This window comes from Streptococcus sp. 210928-DFI.4.42, assembly GCF_020554365.1.
Classification (GTDB): Bacteria; Bacillota; Bacilli; order Lactobacillales; family Streptococcaceae; genus Streptococcus; species Streptococcus parasanguinis_S.
This window is the reverse complement of record NZ_JAJCHF010000001.1, coordinates 146,009-163,762: the sequence shown is the minus strand read 5'-3', so window position 1 is coordinate 163,762 and position 17,754 is coordinate 146,009. Positions and strand designations below refer to the sequence as shown.

Annotated in this window: 18 protein-coding genes and 2 pseudogenes; 18 read left to right on the top strand and 2 right to left on the bottom strand. The window is 42.8% G+C overall.

Features of this window, described 5'->3' with window-relative positions; translation table 11 throughout:
• Positions 1 to 9: 9 nt before the first annotated feature.
• The 4 genes from LIZ08_RS00755 (at position 10) to LIZ08_RS00740 (ending at position 3,330) form a co-directional block, all read left to right on the top strand.
• Entirely contained in the window at positions 10 to 591 is a 582-nt protein-coding gene (locus tag LIZ08_RS00755; protein WP_031576369.1) for a GNAT family N-acetyltransferase, read from the top strand.
• Positions 575 to 1,066: a methylated-DNA--[protein]-cysteine S-methyltransferase gene (locus tag LIZ08_RS00750; RefSeq protein ID WP_227038058.1), complete on the top strand. Its 492-nt coding sequence runs from the start codon at positions 575 to 577 to the stop codon at positions 1,064 to 1,066. The genes LIZ08_RS00755 and LIZ08_RS00750 overlap by 17 nt, the downstream gene beginning before the upstream one ends.
• 5 nt (positions 1,067 to 1,071) lie before the next feature.
• A complete protein-coding gene (locus tag LIZ08_RS00745; RefSeq protein ID WP_070595289.1) occupies positions 1,072 to 1,425 on the top strand; it encodes an arsenate reductase family protein in 354 nt (117 codons plus the stop codon).
• A 363-nt stretch (positions 1,426 to 1,788) separates the two neighbouring features.
• Positions 1,789 to 3,330, top strand: a complete 1,542-nt coding sequence (locus LIZ08_RS00740) for an ABC-F family ATP-binding cassette domain-containing protein (protein ID WP_227038056.1) — start codon at positions 1,789 to 1,791, stop codon at positions 3,328 to 3,330.
• Between the two features lie 311 nt (positions 3,331 to 3,641).
• Here LIZ08_RS00740 and LIZ08_RS00735 read toward each other — a convergent pair whose 3' ends face one another.
• Positions 3,642 to 4,487, bottom strand: coding sequence for a peptidylprolyl isomerase (locus LIZ08_RS00735; RefSeq protein WP_201089560.1), 846 nt, complete (start codon positions 4,485 to 4,487; stop codon positions 3,642 to 3,644).
• 222 nt (positions 4,488 to 4,709) lie between these two features.
• Between LIZ08_RS00735 and LIZ08_RS00730 the strand changes: the two genes are divergently transcribed.
• From LIZ08_RS00730 to LIZ08_RS00700, 8 genes and pseudogenes are all read left to right on the top strand, one after another.
• Positions 4,710 to 5,615: a hypothetical protein gene (locus tag LIZ08_RS00730; protein ID WP_201089562.1), complete on the top strand. Its 906-nt coding sequence runs from the start codon at positions 4,710 to 4,712 to the stop codon at positions 5,613 to 5,615.
• A gap of 42 nt (positions 5,616 to 5,657) precedes the next feature.
• Positions 5,658 to 6,422 (top strand): hypothetical protein, encoded by a 765-nt coding sequence (locus tag LIZ08_RS00725; RefSeq protein ID WP_201089564.1) that lies wholly within the window; start codon positions 5,658 to 5,660, stop codon positions 6,420 to 6,422.
• Positions 6,423 to 6,491: 69 nt separating this feature from the next.
• Positions 6,492 to 7,358 (top strand): hypothetical protein, encoded by an 867-nt coding sequence (locus LIZ08_RS00720; RefSeq protein ID WP_201089566.1) that lies wholly within the window; start codon positions 6,492 to 6,494, stop codon positions 7,356 to 7,358.
• Positions 7,351 to 7,854: a hypothetical protein gene (locus LIZ08_RS00715; protein WP_227038054.1), complete on the top strand. Its 504-nt coding sequence runs from the start codon at positions 7,351 to 7,353 to the stop codon at positions 7,852 to 7,854. Before LIZ08_RS00720 ends, LIZ08_RS00715 begins: the two co-directional genes overlap by 8 nt.
• A 152-nt stretch (positions 7,855 to 8,006) precedes the next feature.
• Positions 8,007 to 8,669, top strand: a pseudogene (locus LIZ08_RS10450) (DNA translocase FtsK); the annotation flags it as partial.
• A gap of 243 nt (positions 8,670 to 8,912) precedes the next feature.
• Positions 8,913 to 10,367, top strand: a pseudogene (locus LIZ08_RS10445) (DNA translocase FtsK); the annotation flags it as partial.
• A gap of 66 nt (positions 10,368 to 10,433) precedes the next feature.
• Positions 10,434 to 10,820 (top strand): VOC family protein, encoded by a 387-nt coding sequence (locus LIZ08_RS00705; protein ID WP_195326747.1) that lies wholly within the window; start codon positions 10,434 to 10,436, stop codon positions 10,818 to 10,820.
• 8 nt (positions 10,821 to 10,828) lie between these two features.
• Positions 10,829 to 13,147: an HAD-IC family P-type ATPase gene (locus LIZ08_RS00700; protein WP_227038051.1), complete on the top strand. Its 2,319-nt coding sequence runs from the start codon at positions 10,829 to 10,831 to the stop codon at positions 13,145 to 13,147.
• Positions 13,148 to 13,338: 191 nt separating this feature from the next.
• Here the strand turns inward: LIZ08_RS00700 and LIZ08_RS00695 are convergent, their stop codons facing one another.
• A complete protein-coding gene (locus LIZ08_RS00695; protein ID WP_021153646.1) occupies positions 13,339 to 13,683 on the bottom strand; it encodes a DUF3397 family protein in 345 nt (114 codons plus the stop codon).
• Positions 13,684 to 13,843: 160 nt separating this feature from the next.
• Between LIZ08_RS00695 and rplK the strand changes: the two genes are divergently transcribed.
• From rplK to LIZ08_RS00665, 6 genes are all read left to right on the top strand, one after another.
• On the top strand, positions 13,844 to 14,269 hold the full coding sequence (rplK, locus tag LIZ08_RS00690; protein ID WP_003005369.1) for a 50S ribosomal protein L11: 426 nt from the start codon (positions 13,844 to 13,846) through the stop codon (positions 14,267 to 14,269).
• 97 nt (positions 14,270 to 14,366) lie between these two features.
• Positions 14,367 to 15,056, top strand: coding sequence for a 50S ribosomal protein L1 (gene rplA / locus LIZ08_RS00685; RefSeq protein ID WP_003005355.1), 690 nt, complete (start codon positions 14,367 to 14,369; stop codon positions 15,054 to 15,056).
• Positions 15,057 to 15,219: 163 nt separating this feature from the next.
• Positions 15,220 to 15,951, top strand: coding sequence for a UMP kinase (gene pyrH, locus LIZ08_RS00680; RefSeq protein ID WP_003005706.1), 732 nt, complete (start codon positions 15,220 to 15,222; stop codon positions 15,949 to 15,951).
• Positions 15,952 to 15,970: 19 nt separating this feature from the next.
• Positions 15,971 to 16,528: a ribosome recycling factor gene (gene frr, locus LIZ08_RS00675; RefSeq protein ID WP_003005165.1), complete on the top strand. Its 558-nt coding sequence runs from the start codon at positions 15,971 to 15,973 to the stop codon at positions 16,526 to 16,528.
• Between the two features lie 99 nt (positions 16,529 to 16,627).
• Complete coding sequence (gene cvfB / locus LIZ08_RS00670; RefSeq protein WP_125826753.1) at positions 16,628 to 17,482, top strand: RNA-binding virulence regulatory protein CvfB; 855 nt, start codon at positions 16,628 to 16,630, stop codon at positions 17,480 to 17,482.
• A gap of 10 nt (positions 17,483 to 17,492) precedes the next feature.
• A complete protein-coding gene (locus tag LIZ08_RS00665; protein ID WP_031576407.1) occupies positions 17,493 to 17,708 on the top strand; it encodes a YozE family protein in 216 nt (71 codons plus the stop codon).
• Positions 17,709 to 17,754: the final 46 nt, after the last annotated feature.

Genomic DNA, 17,754 nt, shown 5'->3' with positions numbered 1-17,754 from the left:
GGAAGCAGGATGGAAATTAGAATGGCTTATCCCAATGAGATTAAGCGAATTATGGAAATCATCCAAGATGCCAAGGAAAGCCTGGCTCAAAGACAGGTCGACCAGTGGCAGGATGGCTATCCAGATGAAGAGATCATTTTTGAGGATATTCTAGAAAGTCGTGGCTATGTGGCGGTTGAAGATCAGGAAGTCGTCGCCTATGCAGCCGTCCACAAGGGAAATGAAGCGGCCTATAATGAGATTTATGATGGCAAGTGGGAGCATGACAACTATATGTATGTCACTTTTCACCGTGTCGCTGTAGCCAAAGAAGCTGCTGGCAAAGGGGTGGCTCAGACCTTCCTTCAAGGTTTAATCGAAGGAGAAAAAGGCCCAGATTTCCGTTGCGATACGCACCCGGATAATCTGGTCATGCAACATTTGCTTGAAAAATTGGGCTACCATTATTGTGGAAAGGTCCCTATTGATGGAGTCCGTCTGGCTTATCAAAAGATCAAACGAAAAGCAGAAACTAGTCTATTCCAAGTGGTCTCAGAAGAGGACCGCTGGGACCAAAGAGCGGAAGCAGCCTACAATGACTCTCTATCTTAAACAATTTTATGAAAGCCCTATGGGGCTTCTTTCGATCGTTGTCAGTGAAGAAGGCCTTGTTGAGCTTGATTTTTATGATCCGAAAGAGGAGGCGCCTGATCCCTATGGGGCGCTGGAACAGGTCCATCCCTACCATGAGAAGGTGAAGGAGTGGTTGGACCACTATTTTGTGGGAGATCCAATCGCTATCAGCTTTCCACTAGCACCGCAAGGGACAGCTTTTCAAGAGCGGGTGTGGCAGTTATTGCAAGAGATCCCCTATGGTGAGACTAAGACCTATGGGCAGCTTGCCCAGGATCTTTCTTGTGGTTCAGCCCAGGCCGTAGGACAGGCTGTTGGACGCAATCCCTTGACAATTCTAGTCCCTTGTCACCGCGTGATGGGAAAAAATGGAGAATTGACAGGCTATGCGTCTGGACTCGATCGTAAACGCTGGCTCTTACAACACGAAGGAATTACCTGGAAGGAGAAATGAAATCGATGTATACCTTTATTGAATACCCAAAATGTTCGACTTGTCGAAAGGCTAAATCAGAATTGGACGGTCTCCAATGTGAGTTTCAGAGCCAAAATATTGTAACCGAAACACCGACTAGTCAAGAATTGCAAGACTGGATGGCAGCGTCTGGCCTACCGATCAAATCTTTCTTTAATACCAGCGGGATGAAATACCGGGAACTTGGCTTGAAAGATAAGGTAGATCAACTGACAATAGAAGAAGCAGCGGATCTTTTGGCTAGCGACGGTATGCTGATCAAGCGCCCCCTACTTGTCAAAGACGGAAAAGTGGTTCAAGTAGGTTACCGGAAACCATACGCAGACTTAGATTTGTAAAAGAAAAGGGAGTTGGATTTTCTTTAGAACTATAATAAAAGTATGCCAGAAACTTTCCTTAGGTGAGTACGGACGTCAGCGAACTTCGAAGAAGTTCCATGACTTAGTTTTGAGCCTGAGGTCTCAAAACTCCCGAGTGCTAGAAACAATAATGTTTCTAGCACTTTTCTCACGGCGAAAAGTTTCGGTATATTCTTTATGAGATTCATAAGTTAGAACTTATTTTGATTTCTTGACAAAATCGCGTAACCTATCTTACTTATAATTTATTTTTATATATTCTAAAGGGAGTTGGACTCCCTTTTAATTTTGTATTGAAGATGATATAATCATACGAGTGAAATCAATGAAAGAGAGTCAATCATGAGTATTTTAGAGGTGAAAAATTTAAGCCATGGCTTTGGAGACCGGGCTATTTTTGAGGATGTGTCCTTCCGCTTGTTAAAGGGAGAGCATATCGGTTTGGTTGGAGCCAATGGTGAAGGGAAATCCACCTTCATGAGCATCGTGACCGGCAAAATGCAACCCGACGAAGGGAAGGTTGAGTGGTCTAAGTATGTGACCGCGGGCTATCTGGACCAGCATGCTGTCCTAAAAGAAGGGCAAACGGTGCGCGATGTCTTGCGGACAGCCTTTGATGAACTCTTTAAAGCAGAGGCTCGCATCAATGACCTCTATATGGAAATGGCTGAGGATGGAGCGGATATGGATGCTCTCATGGAAGAAGTCGGAGAGCTCCAGGATCGGTTAGAGAGTCGGGATTTCTATACCTTGGATGCCAAGATTGATGAAGTGGCGCGTGCTCTTGGGGTCATGGACTTTGGCATGGAGACCGATGTGACGACCCTTTCAGGTGGGCAGCGGACCAAGGTCCTTTTGGCTAAATTGCTCCTTGAAAAACCAGATATCCTTCTCTTGGACGAGCCAACCAACTACTTGGATGCGGAGCACATCGATTGGCTCAAACGTTACTTGCAGAACTATGAAAATGCCTTTGTCCTTATTTCCCACGATATTCCTTTCTTGAACGATGTGATCAACATCGTCTACCATGTGGAAAATCAGCAGTTAACCCGCTATTCAGGAGATTACTACCAATTCCTTGAAGTCTATGAAATGAAGAAATCGCAATTGGAAGCGGCTTATGAGCGTCAGCAAAAAGAAATTGCTGATTTGAAAGATTTCGTAGCCCGTAATAAGGCGCGTGTGGCTACACGGAATATGGCTATGTCTCGTCAGAAGAAGCTGGACAAGATGGAACTCATTGAGTTGCAAAGTGAGAAACCAAAGCCATCCTTTGACTTTAAAAATGCCCGTACTCCGGGACGCTTTATCTTCCAGGCCAAGGGTCTCCAGATTGGGTATGACCGTCCTTTGACCAAGCCTTTGAACCTAACGTTTGAGCGCAATCAAAAGGTAGCCATCATCGGTGCCAACGGGATCGGGAAAACCACTCTCTTGAAGAGCTTGCTGGGAATCATCCCACCTATCGCTGGAGAAGTAGAGCGTGGAGATTACCTAGAACTTGGCTACTTCGAGCAAGAGGTCGAAGGGGGCAATCGTCAGACACCGCTAGAGGCAGTTTGGAATGCCTTTCCAGCTCTCAACCAAGCAGAGGTCCGTGCAGCTCTTGCCCGCTGTGGGTTGACCACTAAACATATCGAGAGCCAAATTCAGGTATTATCCGGTGGAGAGCAAGCCAAGGTACGCTTCTGTCTCTTGATGAACCGTGAAAACAATGTCTTGGTACTAGACGAACCAACCAACCACTTGGATGTAGATGCCAAAGAAGAATTGAAACGGGCCCTGAAAGAATACAAGGGATCGATCCTCATGGTTTGCCACGAGCCAGACTTCTATGAAGGCTGGATGGACCAAATCTGGGACTTTAATGAATTAACGTAAACACAAAAAGAGAACCATGCGGTTCTCTTTTTAGATTGACGTTACATACTTCTTAGAAACTTTCCTTAGGTGAGGACGGACGTCAGCGAACTTCGTAGAAGTTCCATGACTAATTATTGAGCCTAAGGTCTCAATAATTCCGAGTGCCTGAAACTGTATTGTTTCAGGCACTTTTCTCACAGCGGAAAGTTTCAGTAGATGAATGTCTTAAATAATTAGAATTCATTTTATTTACCAATGAATCTATTAGGTAATTTTATGTAAAATGTTTATCAATATTTTAAAAAGAGAACCGTGCGGTTCTCTTTTCATTATTTTTTGAAATTATAGTCTTTTAAAATCTCGATTTTTTCAATCTTGATGTCTGTTTTTGGTTTGTCCTTATCATCAGTTTCGGCAGACGCAATTTTATCCACCACATCCATGCCATCGATGACTTGCCCAAAGACAGTGTAGTTGCCACCATCAAGGGTTGGATTTCCACCATTTTTATAAGCATCGATAATCTTAGCTGGGAAGCGATCAGTCGGGAGCTTGCTAGAAATATCTTCCTTATTTTGGTTGATATAGAATTGACTACCGTTGGTATTTGGACCAGAATTGGCCATGGCTAGGGCTCCACGAAGGTTGTAAAGGTATGGAGAATACTCATTCTCAAAACCAGTACCTGAATCTTTGGATTTGTCTTTGCCCTTCCAGATGGATTCACCACCAGTACCATCTCCCTTAGGATCCCCAGTTTGGATCATAAAGTTGTTAATGACACGATGGAAAAGTAAGCCATTGTAGTAGCCTTCTTTTGCATGGGTCAAGAAGTTTTCAACTGCAAGTGGGGCATATTTAGGGAAGAGCTTCACAGTGATGTCGCCTTCTGTCGTTGTGATTTTAACCTCCGCTTCGTCTTCAGCCACGTCAGTTGAAAGTTGTGGGAAGACGGCATTTTCATTGGTCATGGCGTCGTTAAAATCTTTGCGCAGTTGTTCTAATTTCTTTTGATCTTCTTCAATTTTCTTTTGATCTTTTTCACTAGAGCTAGAAGTTGCTGTCTGCTCTGTCTTTTCTTTGCTTGAGCTTGAAGAGTTAGCGTCTGTCTTATTGGACGAACAAGCTGTTAAAGCCAAGCCGGAAAATAATAGTAGTGCGATTAATTTTTTCATATTCTTCCTTTCCAACATAGTTGTCTTTCTCTATTGTACCTTAATTTTGCGATACTTTCAAATTTAGATGGAAATCTCTATTCACTAGAGTTATTTCAAGATTGACAAGGGTTGATAAATCACTAGTTAAAAAGGAAGTTGCGTTGAGATAGAAAATTCGGTATGATGGGAGATAAGTTGATTGGTTTAAGAAAAAAACGATAGGTTTTGTAGAGGAAAAGAATGAAAAAATGTTTAAAGAGTAAGATGGCAGGAGTGATATTTAGTTTGCTACTTATTTTTGGGTGTGTACTCGTATTGATTTATCCAAAATCGAATCATCACAAGAAAACTGAATCTGCTTCAACATATGTAGAAGCAGGGGATATTAAGAATGTATCATACTGGGGCGATCATAACGAGTATATTCTAGCTAAAGATTTTTATTTTGTAGGGAATCGTTATTTGGTCAGTTTTAATTATAATGAAAAACAAGACAAAAACAATTTACAGAAAGAATATACTGGATTTCGATATTATGATATAAGTAGAGATATGGCAGAAACGAAAGTTGATTTCATAAAAGATATTCGAAAAAAATTTCCAAAGGCTTACTCGAAAAATTTCGATGTGATAAATAATAAAGGTCAAAGTCTTGTATGGTTTCGCTATTATGAGTCAAAGGATTCAGAAAAATCATATGAATTATTTTATGATTTAGATCATCATGAATTTATTGAATCCGAAAGTATAGATACAGAAGTGTCAACTATTGACGCAATCCTTACTTCCTATACTAATTTAGGTGGTTTGGTAGTGAAAAATTCAGGGTATCGTATTGGGTCAAGAATAGAGCTTAATGAGTATAGAGATAAGAATAGCGTAAATCTAAATATTTTTAAAGAACATCCTGAATTGAAAGAAAAGCTTTCAAAGGAAGGTTACATCTTATACCCACGTCAAGACTCTATGTCTAATGCGGAATATTTTGACCAACTACTTCACTGGTTTGCTTATATCGGTCAAGATCGAATCTCTGGAGTAAAGATAGATGCTTACTACTCAAAAGATGGACAGGAGCATGAAATCCATTCTTATGAAGAGTTTAAACAATACTACAATGGAAAAGATGGCGAATTACAGGATTGAATCTAGCCACATTGAAAACAGGAATAGAAAAGAGTGATGTGTATGAATTATGGTCAAATGCGCAAAAACTATAGACTCTATATTAGATCTGCTGGCTTGTTGGCAATGCTTCTGATTGTTTGTATAGGATTATTGGTCAGAGATCCCCTTCTTCAGACTGCGGGCCTCTTATTGGTCCTTGCAGGCTTGTTTTTATTCATCCACTTGCTCAAGAAGAGCTACACCAACAAGTGTAACACCATTCTCCATGTAGACTTAGATTTAGCTTTTTGGCAGCAATACCTTCAGTTGAACAAGAATGTGAAAAAGCCCATTTTACAGATAGATATGAAGCTAACATCGGTCGCCTATTCTTTTATGATGGGAGATTTCGATGCTGTTATAGAGGAAGCTAGGGAGGCACTTAGTCAGAAGGAACTACCGCAGAAATATAAGAACTTTTTTGAGAGTTACCTCATGCGATCGACTGTCCTGACAGATCCTGATTTGACTAGAGAAGAGCTAGAGGCTCAGTTAAATGAATTGACCATTACAGACCCTACACTGGCTGAGAAAACAAAAGAGGTCTGTCTCGCTCTTTATGATTTAACCATTGCGCACCAAAGCAATGATTATTTCGAAGACTTAAGCAATGACTTCAAGTACCAGCAGTTGGAAATCATCTACTACCAAGCCTTGAATGCTGCTCTCAAAGGAGATCAGTCTAGAGCTGAAGAGCTCTTTCGCAAGTTGGTTTCAGAAGATGAGTCGCTCTATATCGTTCGAAAGGCTAAACGATACTTGAAGGATGAATTCAGTCATCTGTAAGTCCTACAATCGAAATAGACATTAATTGAAAGAGCCTGAAAAAATATAAGGAGTTATTGGAAGATAAGAATGAAAAAATCAATCTTTAGGGCCAATTTTTATGAGAGCCGTCGTTTGCGTCATGATGGCTTTATCGATTATATGGTCAAGGACACAAATAGCCGAAAAATCTACACAAAGCCATTTAGTATTGCGAGGAAACTATTTTCATTTATGGGGATACTGTTCATGTTTGGATTTTCTGCATTAATGGAGTCGCAAACTCATCACCCTGATCCAGATGCACCAGTTGAAACCTGGGGGATCAATTTCTATCCACTCTGGCTGTTTTTCTTGTGTTGGTTTTTATGGTTTCTTGTTTGTAGAAAAAATCTGCGTAGAAAATATGATGCAAAGATTCCTTATACTAGTATCTTGAATTTGAATCTGTATCTGATTTGGATGGTGCTTGCTCTGAATTTGTTTTTTATCACCGTCATAGGTAGATACCTTACGATTTTGGGTTTGGTTTTTTTCTATGTTCTTACCGGAATCATATTGTTTATGATTGTCCAATTTAGAATGAAATCGCTAAAAATTCGTCTTTATGGAGTGCAGGATCCTAGTGTAACTGCTAGACAGCAAAAGATCATAGAAGTCATTGCTGGACTAGGTGGAATAATTGTAGCAGGTTGGATGGTTCTGAAATTTCTTTTCCCCAAAATTGGAGAAGTAAAAGGTGATTTTTTAGGAACCATCTCATTTATAGGAATGGTATTTTTTGCAAATATTATTGTTTTGAGTATGGAAGTAGTGATGATGTTACCCTATTCACTGTATGGTTATTATCGAAATAAATATTCAGAGGAATATCGCGAGTTCGAAGGGAAATCGCTGGAAGAATGGTATGGCAAAAAGTATTTGAAGAAACACCAGGAGTACTTGAAACATGAATAAACATTTTGAAGAGATGTCGTTTGATGAATTGAAATGCTACCGTAGAGAAGGTCTATGGAGATCTTTGGGCTTATTACTGGTCATTAATTTAGTGATTACGGGTATGGTTCTGATGGAAGTGAACCATGTTTCTCCATCGAATCAGAATCGTTTTCGGGGTATTGGTTTGACAACGGTCATTGCGCTCTTTGGCTACATGAAGCCTCTGATAGCAGCAAATCGCGTGATGTTAGACCATCCGGATTGGGTCAAGAAATCAGGTTTCCGAGCGAAAATTCCTTTGCCAATGGCTTGGCATGTCAAAAGGCTTTGTGTCCTTGGAGCGAGTCTCTTGGTGATTGGAGTAGGATTTGCCTCGTCATTCAAACCTCAAGTCCAACAAACAAATGTACAAGATCAAATCGATATCATTCAAATGGATAACGAATTGGAAAGAGAGCAAAAAGTCGATCAAGTTCTAGATACCATCACACCGGAGGATAAAAAATCTGAGTAAGATCCATTTTGGAATTTGAACATCATTGAATATCGTTCTAAACAGCTCTAAAGAACAGTGCCCACTCGGTGCTGTTTTTCTGCTTTCTGCTACAAATTTGTGGAAGTGATTTTACTAGAGAACTAGCTTGAAAATGTGATATAATAAAGGTTATGGCAAACAATAATCAATCAAAAAAAACACGGTCGACAAGACGACTGTCCAAAGCAGAATTAGAAAGAAAAAAAGCAATTCATCGCATGATTGCGACCATTCTGATTAGTCTGGTCTTAATTTTTGCGGCCTTGAAATTGGGGGCAGTAGGGGTCTTAGCCTACAATTTGATCCGACTCTTTGTTGGGAGTTTGGCTTACTTAGCTATTTTAGCGACCTTTTTCTACCTTTATGCCTTTAAATGGCTGGATAAACACGAAGGGGTGATTTCAGGATTCCTAAGTTTCTTTGCTGGGGTTCTCCTGATGTTTCAGGCTTTCTTTGTATCCTCCCTTCATTTAGACAATGATGGAATCAAGGTCACTTTTTCAAGAATCATGGCAGACTTGATTCATCTGCGGGTGGAGAGTTTTGCGGGTGGTGGTATGATCGGTGCCCTTCTTTATGCTCCGATTTCCTTCCTGTTTTCAAATATTGGCTCTTATTTTATTGGCCTTCTCTTTATTGGATTGGGGATCCTCTTGATGAGTCCTTACTCCATCTATGATTTGTTTGAAAAGGGATCGGAAGCCTTCCACGCTTCTATGGAAAAACGCAAAGAACGTCGCGAGCAGAAATTCCTTGAAAAAGAAGCGAGAGCTGCTGAGGAAGCTGCTGCAGCTGAACGAGAGCAAGAAGAAGCAAGTGCAGTTCTTCCAACTCCCCTTTCAATGGAAGGGCATCCTGTAGATCCTGAAACGGGAGAGGTGCTGGCGGAAGAGCCGTTCACAGAGACCTTCCCAGAAGCCGAAATTGTTGCACCAGCCACACCAGAGATCTACCTGCCAGATGAAGAATGGCCTGAAGAGCCTGAAGCATACGAAGAGCTTCCGGAAGTCGAAGAATTCGAGGACGATGGGGAAGAAGTTCAAGTGGATTTCACACCTAAGGAATTGCTCCAGTACAAGCTTCCAACCATTGATCTTTTCGCACCTGACAAGCCCAAAAATCAATCCAAAGAGAAAAACATCGTTCGCCAGAATATCCGCATTTTGGAAGAGACCTTTGCAAGCTTTAACATCAAGGCGACAGTGGAGCGGGCGGAAATCGGTCCTTCTGTTACCAAATATGAAGTCAAGCCGGCTGTCGGTGTGCGGGTCAACCGTATCTCCAATCTAGCAGATGATTTGGCTTTGGCCCTAGCAGCCAAGGATGTGCGGATTGAAGCACCGATTCCAGGGAAGTCTCTGGTCGGGATTGAAGTGCCCAACTCAGAGATTGCAACCGTTTCCTTCCGTGAATTGTGGGAGCAGTCCAAGACAGACCCAGCTAAACTCCTTGAGATTCCTCTTGGGAAGGCCGTAGATGGTTCAGCTCGGACCTTTGATTTGGCTCGGATGCCTCACCTCTTGGTAGCGGGTTCTACTGGATCTGGTAAGTCAGTAGCGGTTAATGGGATTATTTCGAGTATCTTGATGAAGGCCCGTCCGGACGAAGTCAAGTTTATGATGGTCGATCCAAAGATGGTGGAGCTTTCTGTCTACAATGATATTCCTCACCTTTTGATTCCAGTGGTGACCAACCCACGCAAGGCCAGTCGAGCTCTGCAGAAGGTCGTTGATGAGATGGAAAATCGCTACGAGCTCTTCTCAAAAGTGGGGGCTCGCAATATTGCTGGCTTTAATGCCAAGGTGGCAGAGTATAATGCCCAATCTGAGATGAAGCAAGTGCCCCTCCCATTGATCGTGGTCATTGTCGATGAGTTAGCAGACTTGATGATGGTCGCAAGTAAAGAAGTGGAAGATGCTATTATTCGACTGGGACAGAAGGCGCGTGCAGCAGGGATCCACATGATCTTGGCGACTCAGCGGCCATCGGTTGACGTTATCTCAGGTTTGATCAAGGCCAATGTGCCTTCCCGTGTCGCTTTTGCGGTATCATCTGGGACCGACTCACGGACCATCTTGGATGAAAATGGCGCAGAGAAATTGCTCGGTCGTGGGGACATGCTCTTTAAACCGATCGATGAAAATCATCCAATCCGTCTACAAGGATCCTTTATCTCAGATGACGATGTAGAGCGGATTGTCAACTTTGTCAAAGAGCAGGCAGAAGCCGATTATGATGATGCCTTTGATCCAGGAGAAGTATCGGAGTCAGACTTTGACGGAGGCATGGGTGGCTCAGACGAAGGCGATCCTCTCTTTGAAGAGGCCAAAGAACTCGTCATCGAGACCCAAAAAGCCAGTGCTTCGATGATCCAGCGCCGCTTATCGGTTGGTTTTAACCGGGCGACTCGCCTCATGGAAGAGTTGGAAGCAGCGGGTGTGATTGGACCAGCTGAAGGAACCAAACCTCGAAAAGTGTTGCAACAATCATAAGGATAGGGAAAAAGGGCATATGGCCCACTCCCTTTTCTTTTTATAGAAAATAGAAAGTAGGACCAGATGAAGTTAGACACGATTCATCATATTGCCATCATTGGACGGGATCGCGACGCCATGTTGCACTTTTATGTGGACCAGTTGGGCTTTGCGATTGTCAGTGAGTATGACCGTCCTGAACGCGGAGATATCTTGATCAATCTCCGTCAGGGGCAGCTGACTTTAGAACTCTTTATCAAACCGACGGCCCCAGACCGGCCTAAGCTCCCCTTGCCTGAGCATGCGGGACTGCGTCATCTGGCCTTTCAAGTGGACGATGTAGAGACCTATCTAGCTAGATTGGATCAGCTAGGTATTGAGAATACAGGTCTTCGCTATGATGATTTTGATGGCAAGAAGATGGCATTTTTCTTCGATCCAGAAGGATTGCCCTTGGAAATACATGAGTGAGGAAAGCAATGGTTAGATTAGAAGGACTCAGTCAGGAAGAAGTAGCGAAAAAGATCCAAGAGGGCAAGCAAAATAAGGTCACGATTAAGACAGAAAAAAGTGTAGGGCAGATCATTCGAGACAATGTCTTTACCTACTTTAATCTGATTTTCCTGGTCTTAGCTGTCTTGCTGGTAGCAGTGAAGTCTTGGAACAATCTCTTGTTTGTTCCGGTCGTCGTGGTCAACTCCTTAGTTGGAATTGTGCAGGAAGTCCGCTCTAGACGGATCTTGCGTCAGATGCAATTTCTGCATATAAGTGAGGCGATCGTTCTTCGTGAAGGAAAAGAAGTCGCTCTATCTATCGATCAGCTGGTAGAGGGCGATCTGGTTCGTTTTCAAGCTGGAGATCAGATCTATGCGGATGGGGTCTTGCTGGAGGGCGAGCTAAAAGTCGATGAGTCGCAATTGACCGGTGAAGCCGATGAGGTCAAAAAAGGAGCACAAGACGCACTCATGTCAGGTAGTTTTGTGATCGCTGGCCAAGGACTGGCGCGATTGGAAAAAGTTGGGAACGACTCCTACATCAACCAACTGAGCCTGGAAGCCAAGCAAGTCAAGTCTCATGAGGAGTCTGACATGGTTCATGCGGTCAATCGTATTGTGGGGATCATTGGTCTCCTTATCATTCCGCTAGGTTCGCTCCTTTTTCTTCGCAGCTATATCAGCTTAGGTGATAGCCTCAAGCTCAGTGTGACTTCAACAGTCGGGGCCTTGATCGGGATGATTCCGGAAGGCTTGTATCTCTTGATGACCTTGGCACTGGCTCTGGGTGCTGTCAGATTAGCCAAGGAAAAGGTCCTGCTCAATAGCATGAAGGGGATTGAGACCTTATCGCGCGTGGATGTCCTTTGTGTCGATAAGACAGGGACCATTACAGAGCCAGGTATGGAAGTGACAGAGATTCGTCCAGTTAAAGACGCTCAAGACTTGGAGGCCCTAGCTCAGTATGTAGGAGCTAGTATGGATCAAAACGATACCATGGATGCCATCCGAAAATTTCACAAGACTCCAGTCAGCCAGCCTTGGAAGGCTCTTGAAATACAGCCCTTTACGTCTAAGAAAAAATATGGGGCCATTGCCTTTGAATCAGGGATCTATGTATTGGGGGCTCCAGAATTTGTCTTACGAGAGGGCTTCTCTGAGGTTGAACAGGAGATAGCTCCTGCTACTCAGGCTGGCAATCGGGTCTTGGCCTTTGGGAAATATCGGGGAGAACAACTGGGAGAGACTTTAGAGGCTCCTGTAGACTTGGTGGCCTGGATTGTTCTCTCCAATCCTTTGAGAAAAAATGCCAAAGAAACCTTCGCCTACTTCAAACAACAAGGAGTGACCATTAAGGTCATTTCAGGGGACAACCCAGCAACAGTCTCAGCTATTGCACAAAAAGCAGGCATTGAAGGAGCAGAGGGGCTAATCGATGCTAGAACCTTATTGACGGAAGAAGACTTGCACCAAGCGGCGAGCCAATATACGGTCTTTGGACGAGTGACACCAGAGCAAAAGAAAAGCCTTGTAGAAAGCTTGCAGGCAAAGGGGCATAAAGTCGCCATGACCGGAGATGGCGTTAACGATATTCTGGCCCTCAAAACAGCGGATTGTAGTATTGCGATGGAATCTGGAAATGATGCAACCAAAAAGATGGCGCAAGTGGTTTTACTGGATTCCGACTTTGGAAAGATGCCGTCCATCGTGGCAGAAGGTCGGCGGGTGGTCAATAATATTCAACGATCAGCCAGTCTCTTTTTGATCAAGAATATCTTTTCTATTTTGTTGGCTATCTCAGTGACGCTCTTAGCTTTTACCTATCCCATCATGCCGTCTCAGATGTCTTTGATCAGTGGTTTTACGATTGGGATTCCAGGATTCTTTCTAGCGCTTGAGCCCAATAGCGAGCGCATCAAAGGACGCTTTATCGAAACGGTCTTTAAAAATGCGCTACCTGCGGCCTTGACGGATTTTATACTGATCTTCAGTATGGTCTTGCTGTCTTCTACATTTGGCATGAGGTCGGAAGAACTCTCGAGTGCAGCCATCTGCTTGATGGCCTTCGTAGGCTTTACCATCATCTACCAAGAATCCCAGCCTCTCAATCACTACAAGAGACTGGTTCTTCTAGGAAATATCCTAGCCTTCCTGGTTTCAAGTAGTATCCTAGGTAGATTCTTTAACATGAGCCCCTTGAGACTTCAAACACTGGTTATCTGCGCCATCATGGCGGTTCTTGCTCTCATCTTGATTCAAGTCTTCAAGAAACTAGTGGGATGGTTCTTTCATCGGAAGAAATAAAAAAAAAGAGAGTAGGACAGAAATCGGTAATTCGTTAGAATTCGATTTCGTCGTCCCACCTCCGCACAGTTGAGTAGGGCTGTAAAAGCTGATGAAATCAGCGTGGTAGAGACCACTCAACCACTGCGTCTTGATCGATAATCCAAAAACAATTAAGAGGCTAGGACTTTTGTCCCAGCCTCCTTTTGGCATTAGATAAACAAACTAGCTGTTAAGATCAGATAGAGTAAGAAGGTGACTAGAAATCCAGCACGCCAGAAGTATTTGATAAATCTAGGGTAATAAAAACACTTTTTCTTTTTTAAGAAATAAATCGTTAGCCCCAAAGCTAAAAGCGAAAGGCTTAAAGCTAGCAGCGGTAAGAGGCTGTGATAAAAGACGCTGTCTGAGATCAGGTAGTACTCTAGGGCAAATAAAGGAAAGGCAATATCGGTCGATCGCCATCCTCTTTTTTGAAGCTTAAAGAGGTGAACAATGATGCCACTCAGAATCAGCGTTAAAAAAATAAATAATACAGAAGCAACTTTGATTAACATAGCTTCATTCTATCATAAAACGAAAAAAAAGTTTACTATATTTTAATTTTTTCTTGCAAAAAAAGAGAAATCGTGTATAATAGAAAGGTATGCACAAAGCATACTTGTGGGAGGTAAAAATCTGTAATTACCGCCAAAACCACAAAGGAGGATTTAAGAAATGGCTAAAAAAGTCGAAAAACTTGTAAAATTGCAAATCCCTGCTGGTAAAGCTACTCCAGCTCCACCGGTTGGTCCAGCGCTTGGTCAAGCAGGTATCAACATCATGGGATTCACTAAAGAGTTTAACGCTCGTACAGCTGATCAAGCTGGTATGATCATCCCAGTTGTAATCACTGTTTATGAAGACAAATCATTCGATTTCGTTACAAAAACACCACCAGCTGCTGTTCTTTTGAAAAAAGCTGCAGGTGTTGAAAAAGGTTCAGGTACACCGAACAAAACGAAAGTTGCAACTGTAACTCGTGCACAAGTACAACAAATCGCTGAAACTAAGATGCCAGATTTGAACGCTGCAAACATTGAGTCTGCAATGCGTATGATCGAAGGTACTGCTCGTTCTATGGGATTCACTGTTACTGACTAATTGTAACAATCCTATTTGCCCGCAATACACTTGATCAAATGACGAGTGACGTGGGAGATGAAAATCGATATGACCACATTACAAGGAGAAAGATAAAATGGCTAAAAAAAGCAAACAACTTCGTGCTGCTCTTGAAAAAATCGACAGCACAAAAGTCTACAGCGTAGAAGAAGCTGTAGCTCTTGCAAAAGAAACTAACTTTGCAAAATTTGACGCAACTGTAGAAGTTGCTTACAACTTGAACATCGACGTGAAAAAAGCTGACCAACAAATCCGTGGTGCAATGGTATTGCCAAACGGAACTGGTAAAACAGCTCGCGTTCTTGTATTTGCACGTGGTGCAAAAGCTGAAGAAGCAAAAGCTGCTGGTGCAGACTTCGTAGGTGAAGATGACCTTGTTGCGAAAATCAACGATGGTTGGTTGGACTTCGACGTAGTTATCGCTACACCTGACATGATGGCTCTTGTTGGACGTCTTGGACGTGTCCTTGGACCACGTAACTTGATGCCAAACCCTAAAACTGGTACAGTAACAATGGATGTTGCGAAAGCAGTTGAAGAGTCTAAAGGTGGTAAAATCACTTACCGTGCTGATAAAGCAGGTATCGTTCAAGCGATCATCGGTAAAGTTTCATTCGATGATACTAAATTGGTTGAAAACTTTAAAGCTTTCAACGACACAATCCAAAAAGCAAAACCAGCTACAGCTAAAGGTACTTACGTAACTAGCTTGACTTTGACTACAACTCAAGGTCCTGGTATCAAAGTGGATGTTAACTCACTTTAATTGAAATGAAAAGCTGCCTTCGGGTAGCTTTTTTTGTACTCCATTTTTATTTGCTACAGTTGGTAAAACTAATCGGATGGAAAAAAGAAAATTTTGATAGATATGACTATATAAAAAACGTAATTTATGGTAAAATAATACAGATCAAAAAAGGAGAGAGAAAATGGTAGAACCTAAGTATAAACGTATCTTAATCAAGCTATCTGGTGAGGCTCTTGCCGGCGAACGTGGTGTCGGAATCGATATCAAAACTGTCCAAAATATGGCCCAAGAAATCAAGGAAGTTCATGAACTTGGAATTGAAATTGCCTTGGTGATTGGAGGGGGAAACCTTTGGCGTGGAGAACCTGCTGCTGAAGCAGGGATGGATCGTGTCCAAGCAGACTACACAGGTATGCTCGGTACTGTCATGAACGCTCTTGTGATGGCTGATTCGCTTCAACAAGTTGGCGTGGATACCCGTGTTCAAACAGCGATTGCCATGCAACAAGTCGCAGAACCTTATATCCGTGGTCGTGCCCTTCGTCACCTCGAAAAAGATCGGATCGTGATCTTTGGTGCGGGGATCGGTTCTCCTTACTTCTCAACAGATACAACCGCAGCCCTTCGTGCAGCTGAGATTGAAGCAGATGCCATTCTCATGGCTAAAAATGGGGTCGATGGTGTTTACAATGCCGATCCGAAAAAAGATGCTTCAGCTGTGAAATTTGAGGAATTGACTCACCGTGATGTGATCAACAAAGGTCTTCGCATCATGGACTCAACAGCCTCTACTCTCTCCATGGACAACGACATTGACTTGGTTGTCTTTAATATGAATGAACCAGGCAATATCAAACGCGTTGTCTTTGGTGAAAATATCGGTACAACTGTATCGAATAACGTAGAAAAATAATAGAAAATAGAGGAAGATTATGGCAAACCCAATCGTAGAAAAAGCAAAAGAAAGAATGACCCAGTCTCACCAAAGTTTGGGACGTGAATTTGGTAGCATCCGTGCTGGACGTGCAAATGCAAGTCTTTTGGATCGTATTTTCGTAGAATACTACGGAGTAGAGACACCATTGAACCAATTGGCATCTATCACTATTCCAGAAGCGCGTGTCTTGTTGATCACACCATTTGATAAATCATCTTTGAAAGACATCGAGCACAGCATCAATGCTTCTGACCTTGGTATCACTCCAGCCAACGATGGATCTGTTATCCGCTTGGTTATCCCAGCTTTGACAGAAGAAACTCGTCGTGACTTGGCAAAAGAAGTGAAAAAAGTGGGTGAAAATGCTAAAGTAGCGATCCGTAACATCCGTCGTGATGCTATGGATGAAGCGAAGAAACAAGAAAAAGCAAAAGAAATCACAGAAGATGAATTGAAAGGTCTTGAAAAAGAGATTCAAAAAGTTACGGATGACGCTGTTAAGCATGTAGATGAAATGACAGCGCACAAAGAAAAAGAATTGATGGAAGTTTAATCTATCCCAACCATTACAGGAAAGAAAGACTCAGTTGGCACTGCTGGCTGGGTTTTATTTCCATTATTCTTGTGAAGAGGCAAGAGGAAAGAAGGAAACATGAATACGAATCTAGCAAGCTACATCATGGGAATGGTCATTGATGAAAATGATCACTTCTATTTTGTTCAAAAAGATGGCCAGACCTACGCGCTTGATAAAGCAGAAGGCCCACACCAAGTCGGAGAAAGTGTCAAGGGCTTTGCCTATACAGATATGAAGCAAAAACTACGACTCACGACACTTGAAGTCACTGCAACTCAAGAAAGCTTTGGCTGGGGAACGGTCACGGAAGTGCGCAAGGATTTGGGAGTCTTCGTGGATACAGGGCTTCCAGATAAGCAGATTGTTGTCTCACTAGATATCCTACCGGAGATCAAAGATCTATGGCCTAAAAAGGGCGATCGTCTCTATATTCGTTTAGAAGTCGATAAGAAAGATCGGATTTGGGGGATCTTAGCCTACCAGGAAGATTTCCAGCGTTTGGCTCGTCCTGCTTACAACAATATGCAAAACCAAAACTGGCCAGCCATTGTCTACCGCTTGAAATTGTCTGGAACCTTTGTTTACCTTCCAGAGAACAATATGCTGGGCTTTATCCACCCAAGTGAGCGCTATGCAGAACCACGTTTGGGAGAGGTCTTAAATGCCCGCGTCATTGGATTTCGTGAGGTGGACCGGACCTTGAACCTATCTTTGAAGCCACGTTCGTTTGAAATGTTGGAAAACGATGCCCAAATGATTTTGACCTATTTGGAAGCTAATGGAGGCTTTATGACCTTAAATGATAAGTCCTCTCCAGAAGAGATCAAGGCAACTTTTGGGATTTCAAAAGGCCAGTTCAAAAAGGCTTTGGGTGGCTTGATGAAGGCAAAAAAGGTCAAGCAAGACCAGTTTGGAACAGAGTTGATCTAAGAGGAGGCTTATGCGAAAATCGTTTTATACTTGGTTGATGACGGAGCGCAATCCTAAAAGCAATGCTCCTAAGGCCATTCTAGCAGATCTTGCATTTCACGAGTCTGCTTTTCCCAAGCATACAGATGACTTCGATGAGGTCAGTCGCTATCTAGAAGAGCATGCCAGCTTTTCCTTTAATCTTGGTGATTTTGATGTGATTTGGGAAGAATACCAAGCCCACTAGAGAAGGATAGGTCGAGGATGGTTTTTTCTCGGCCTCTTTGTTATAA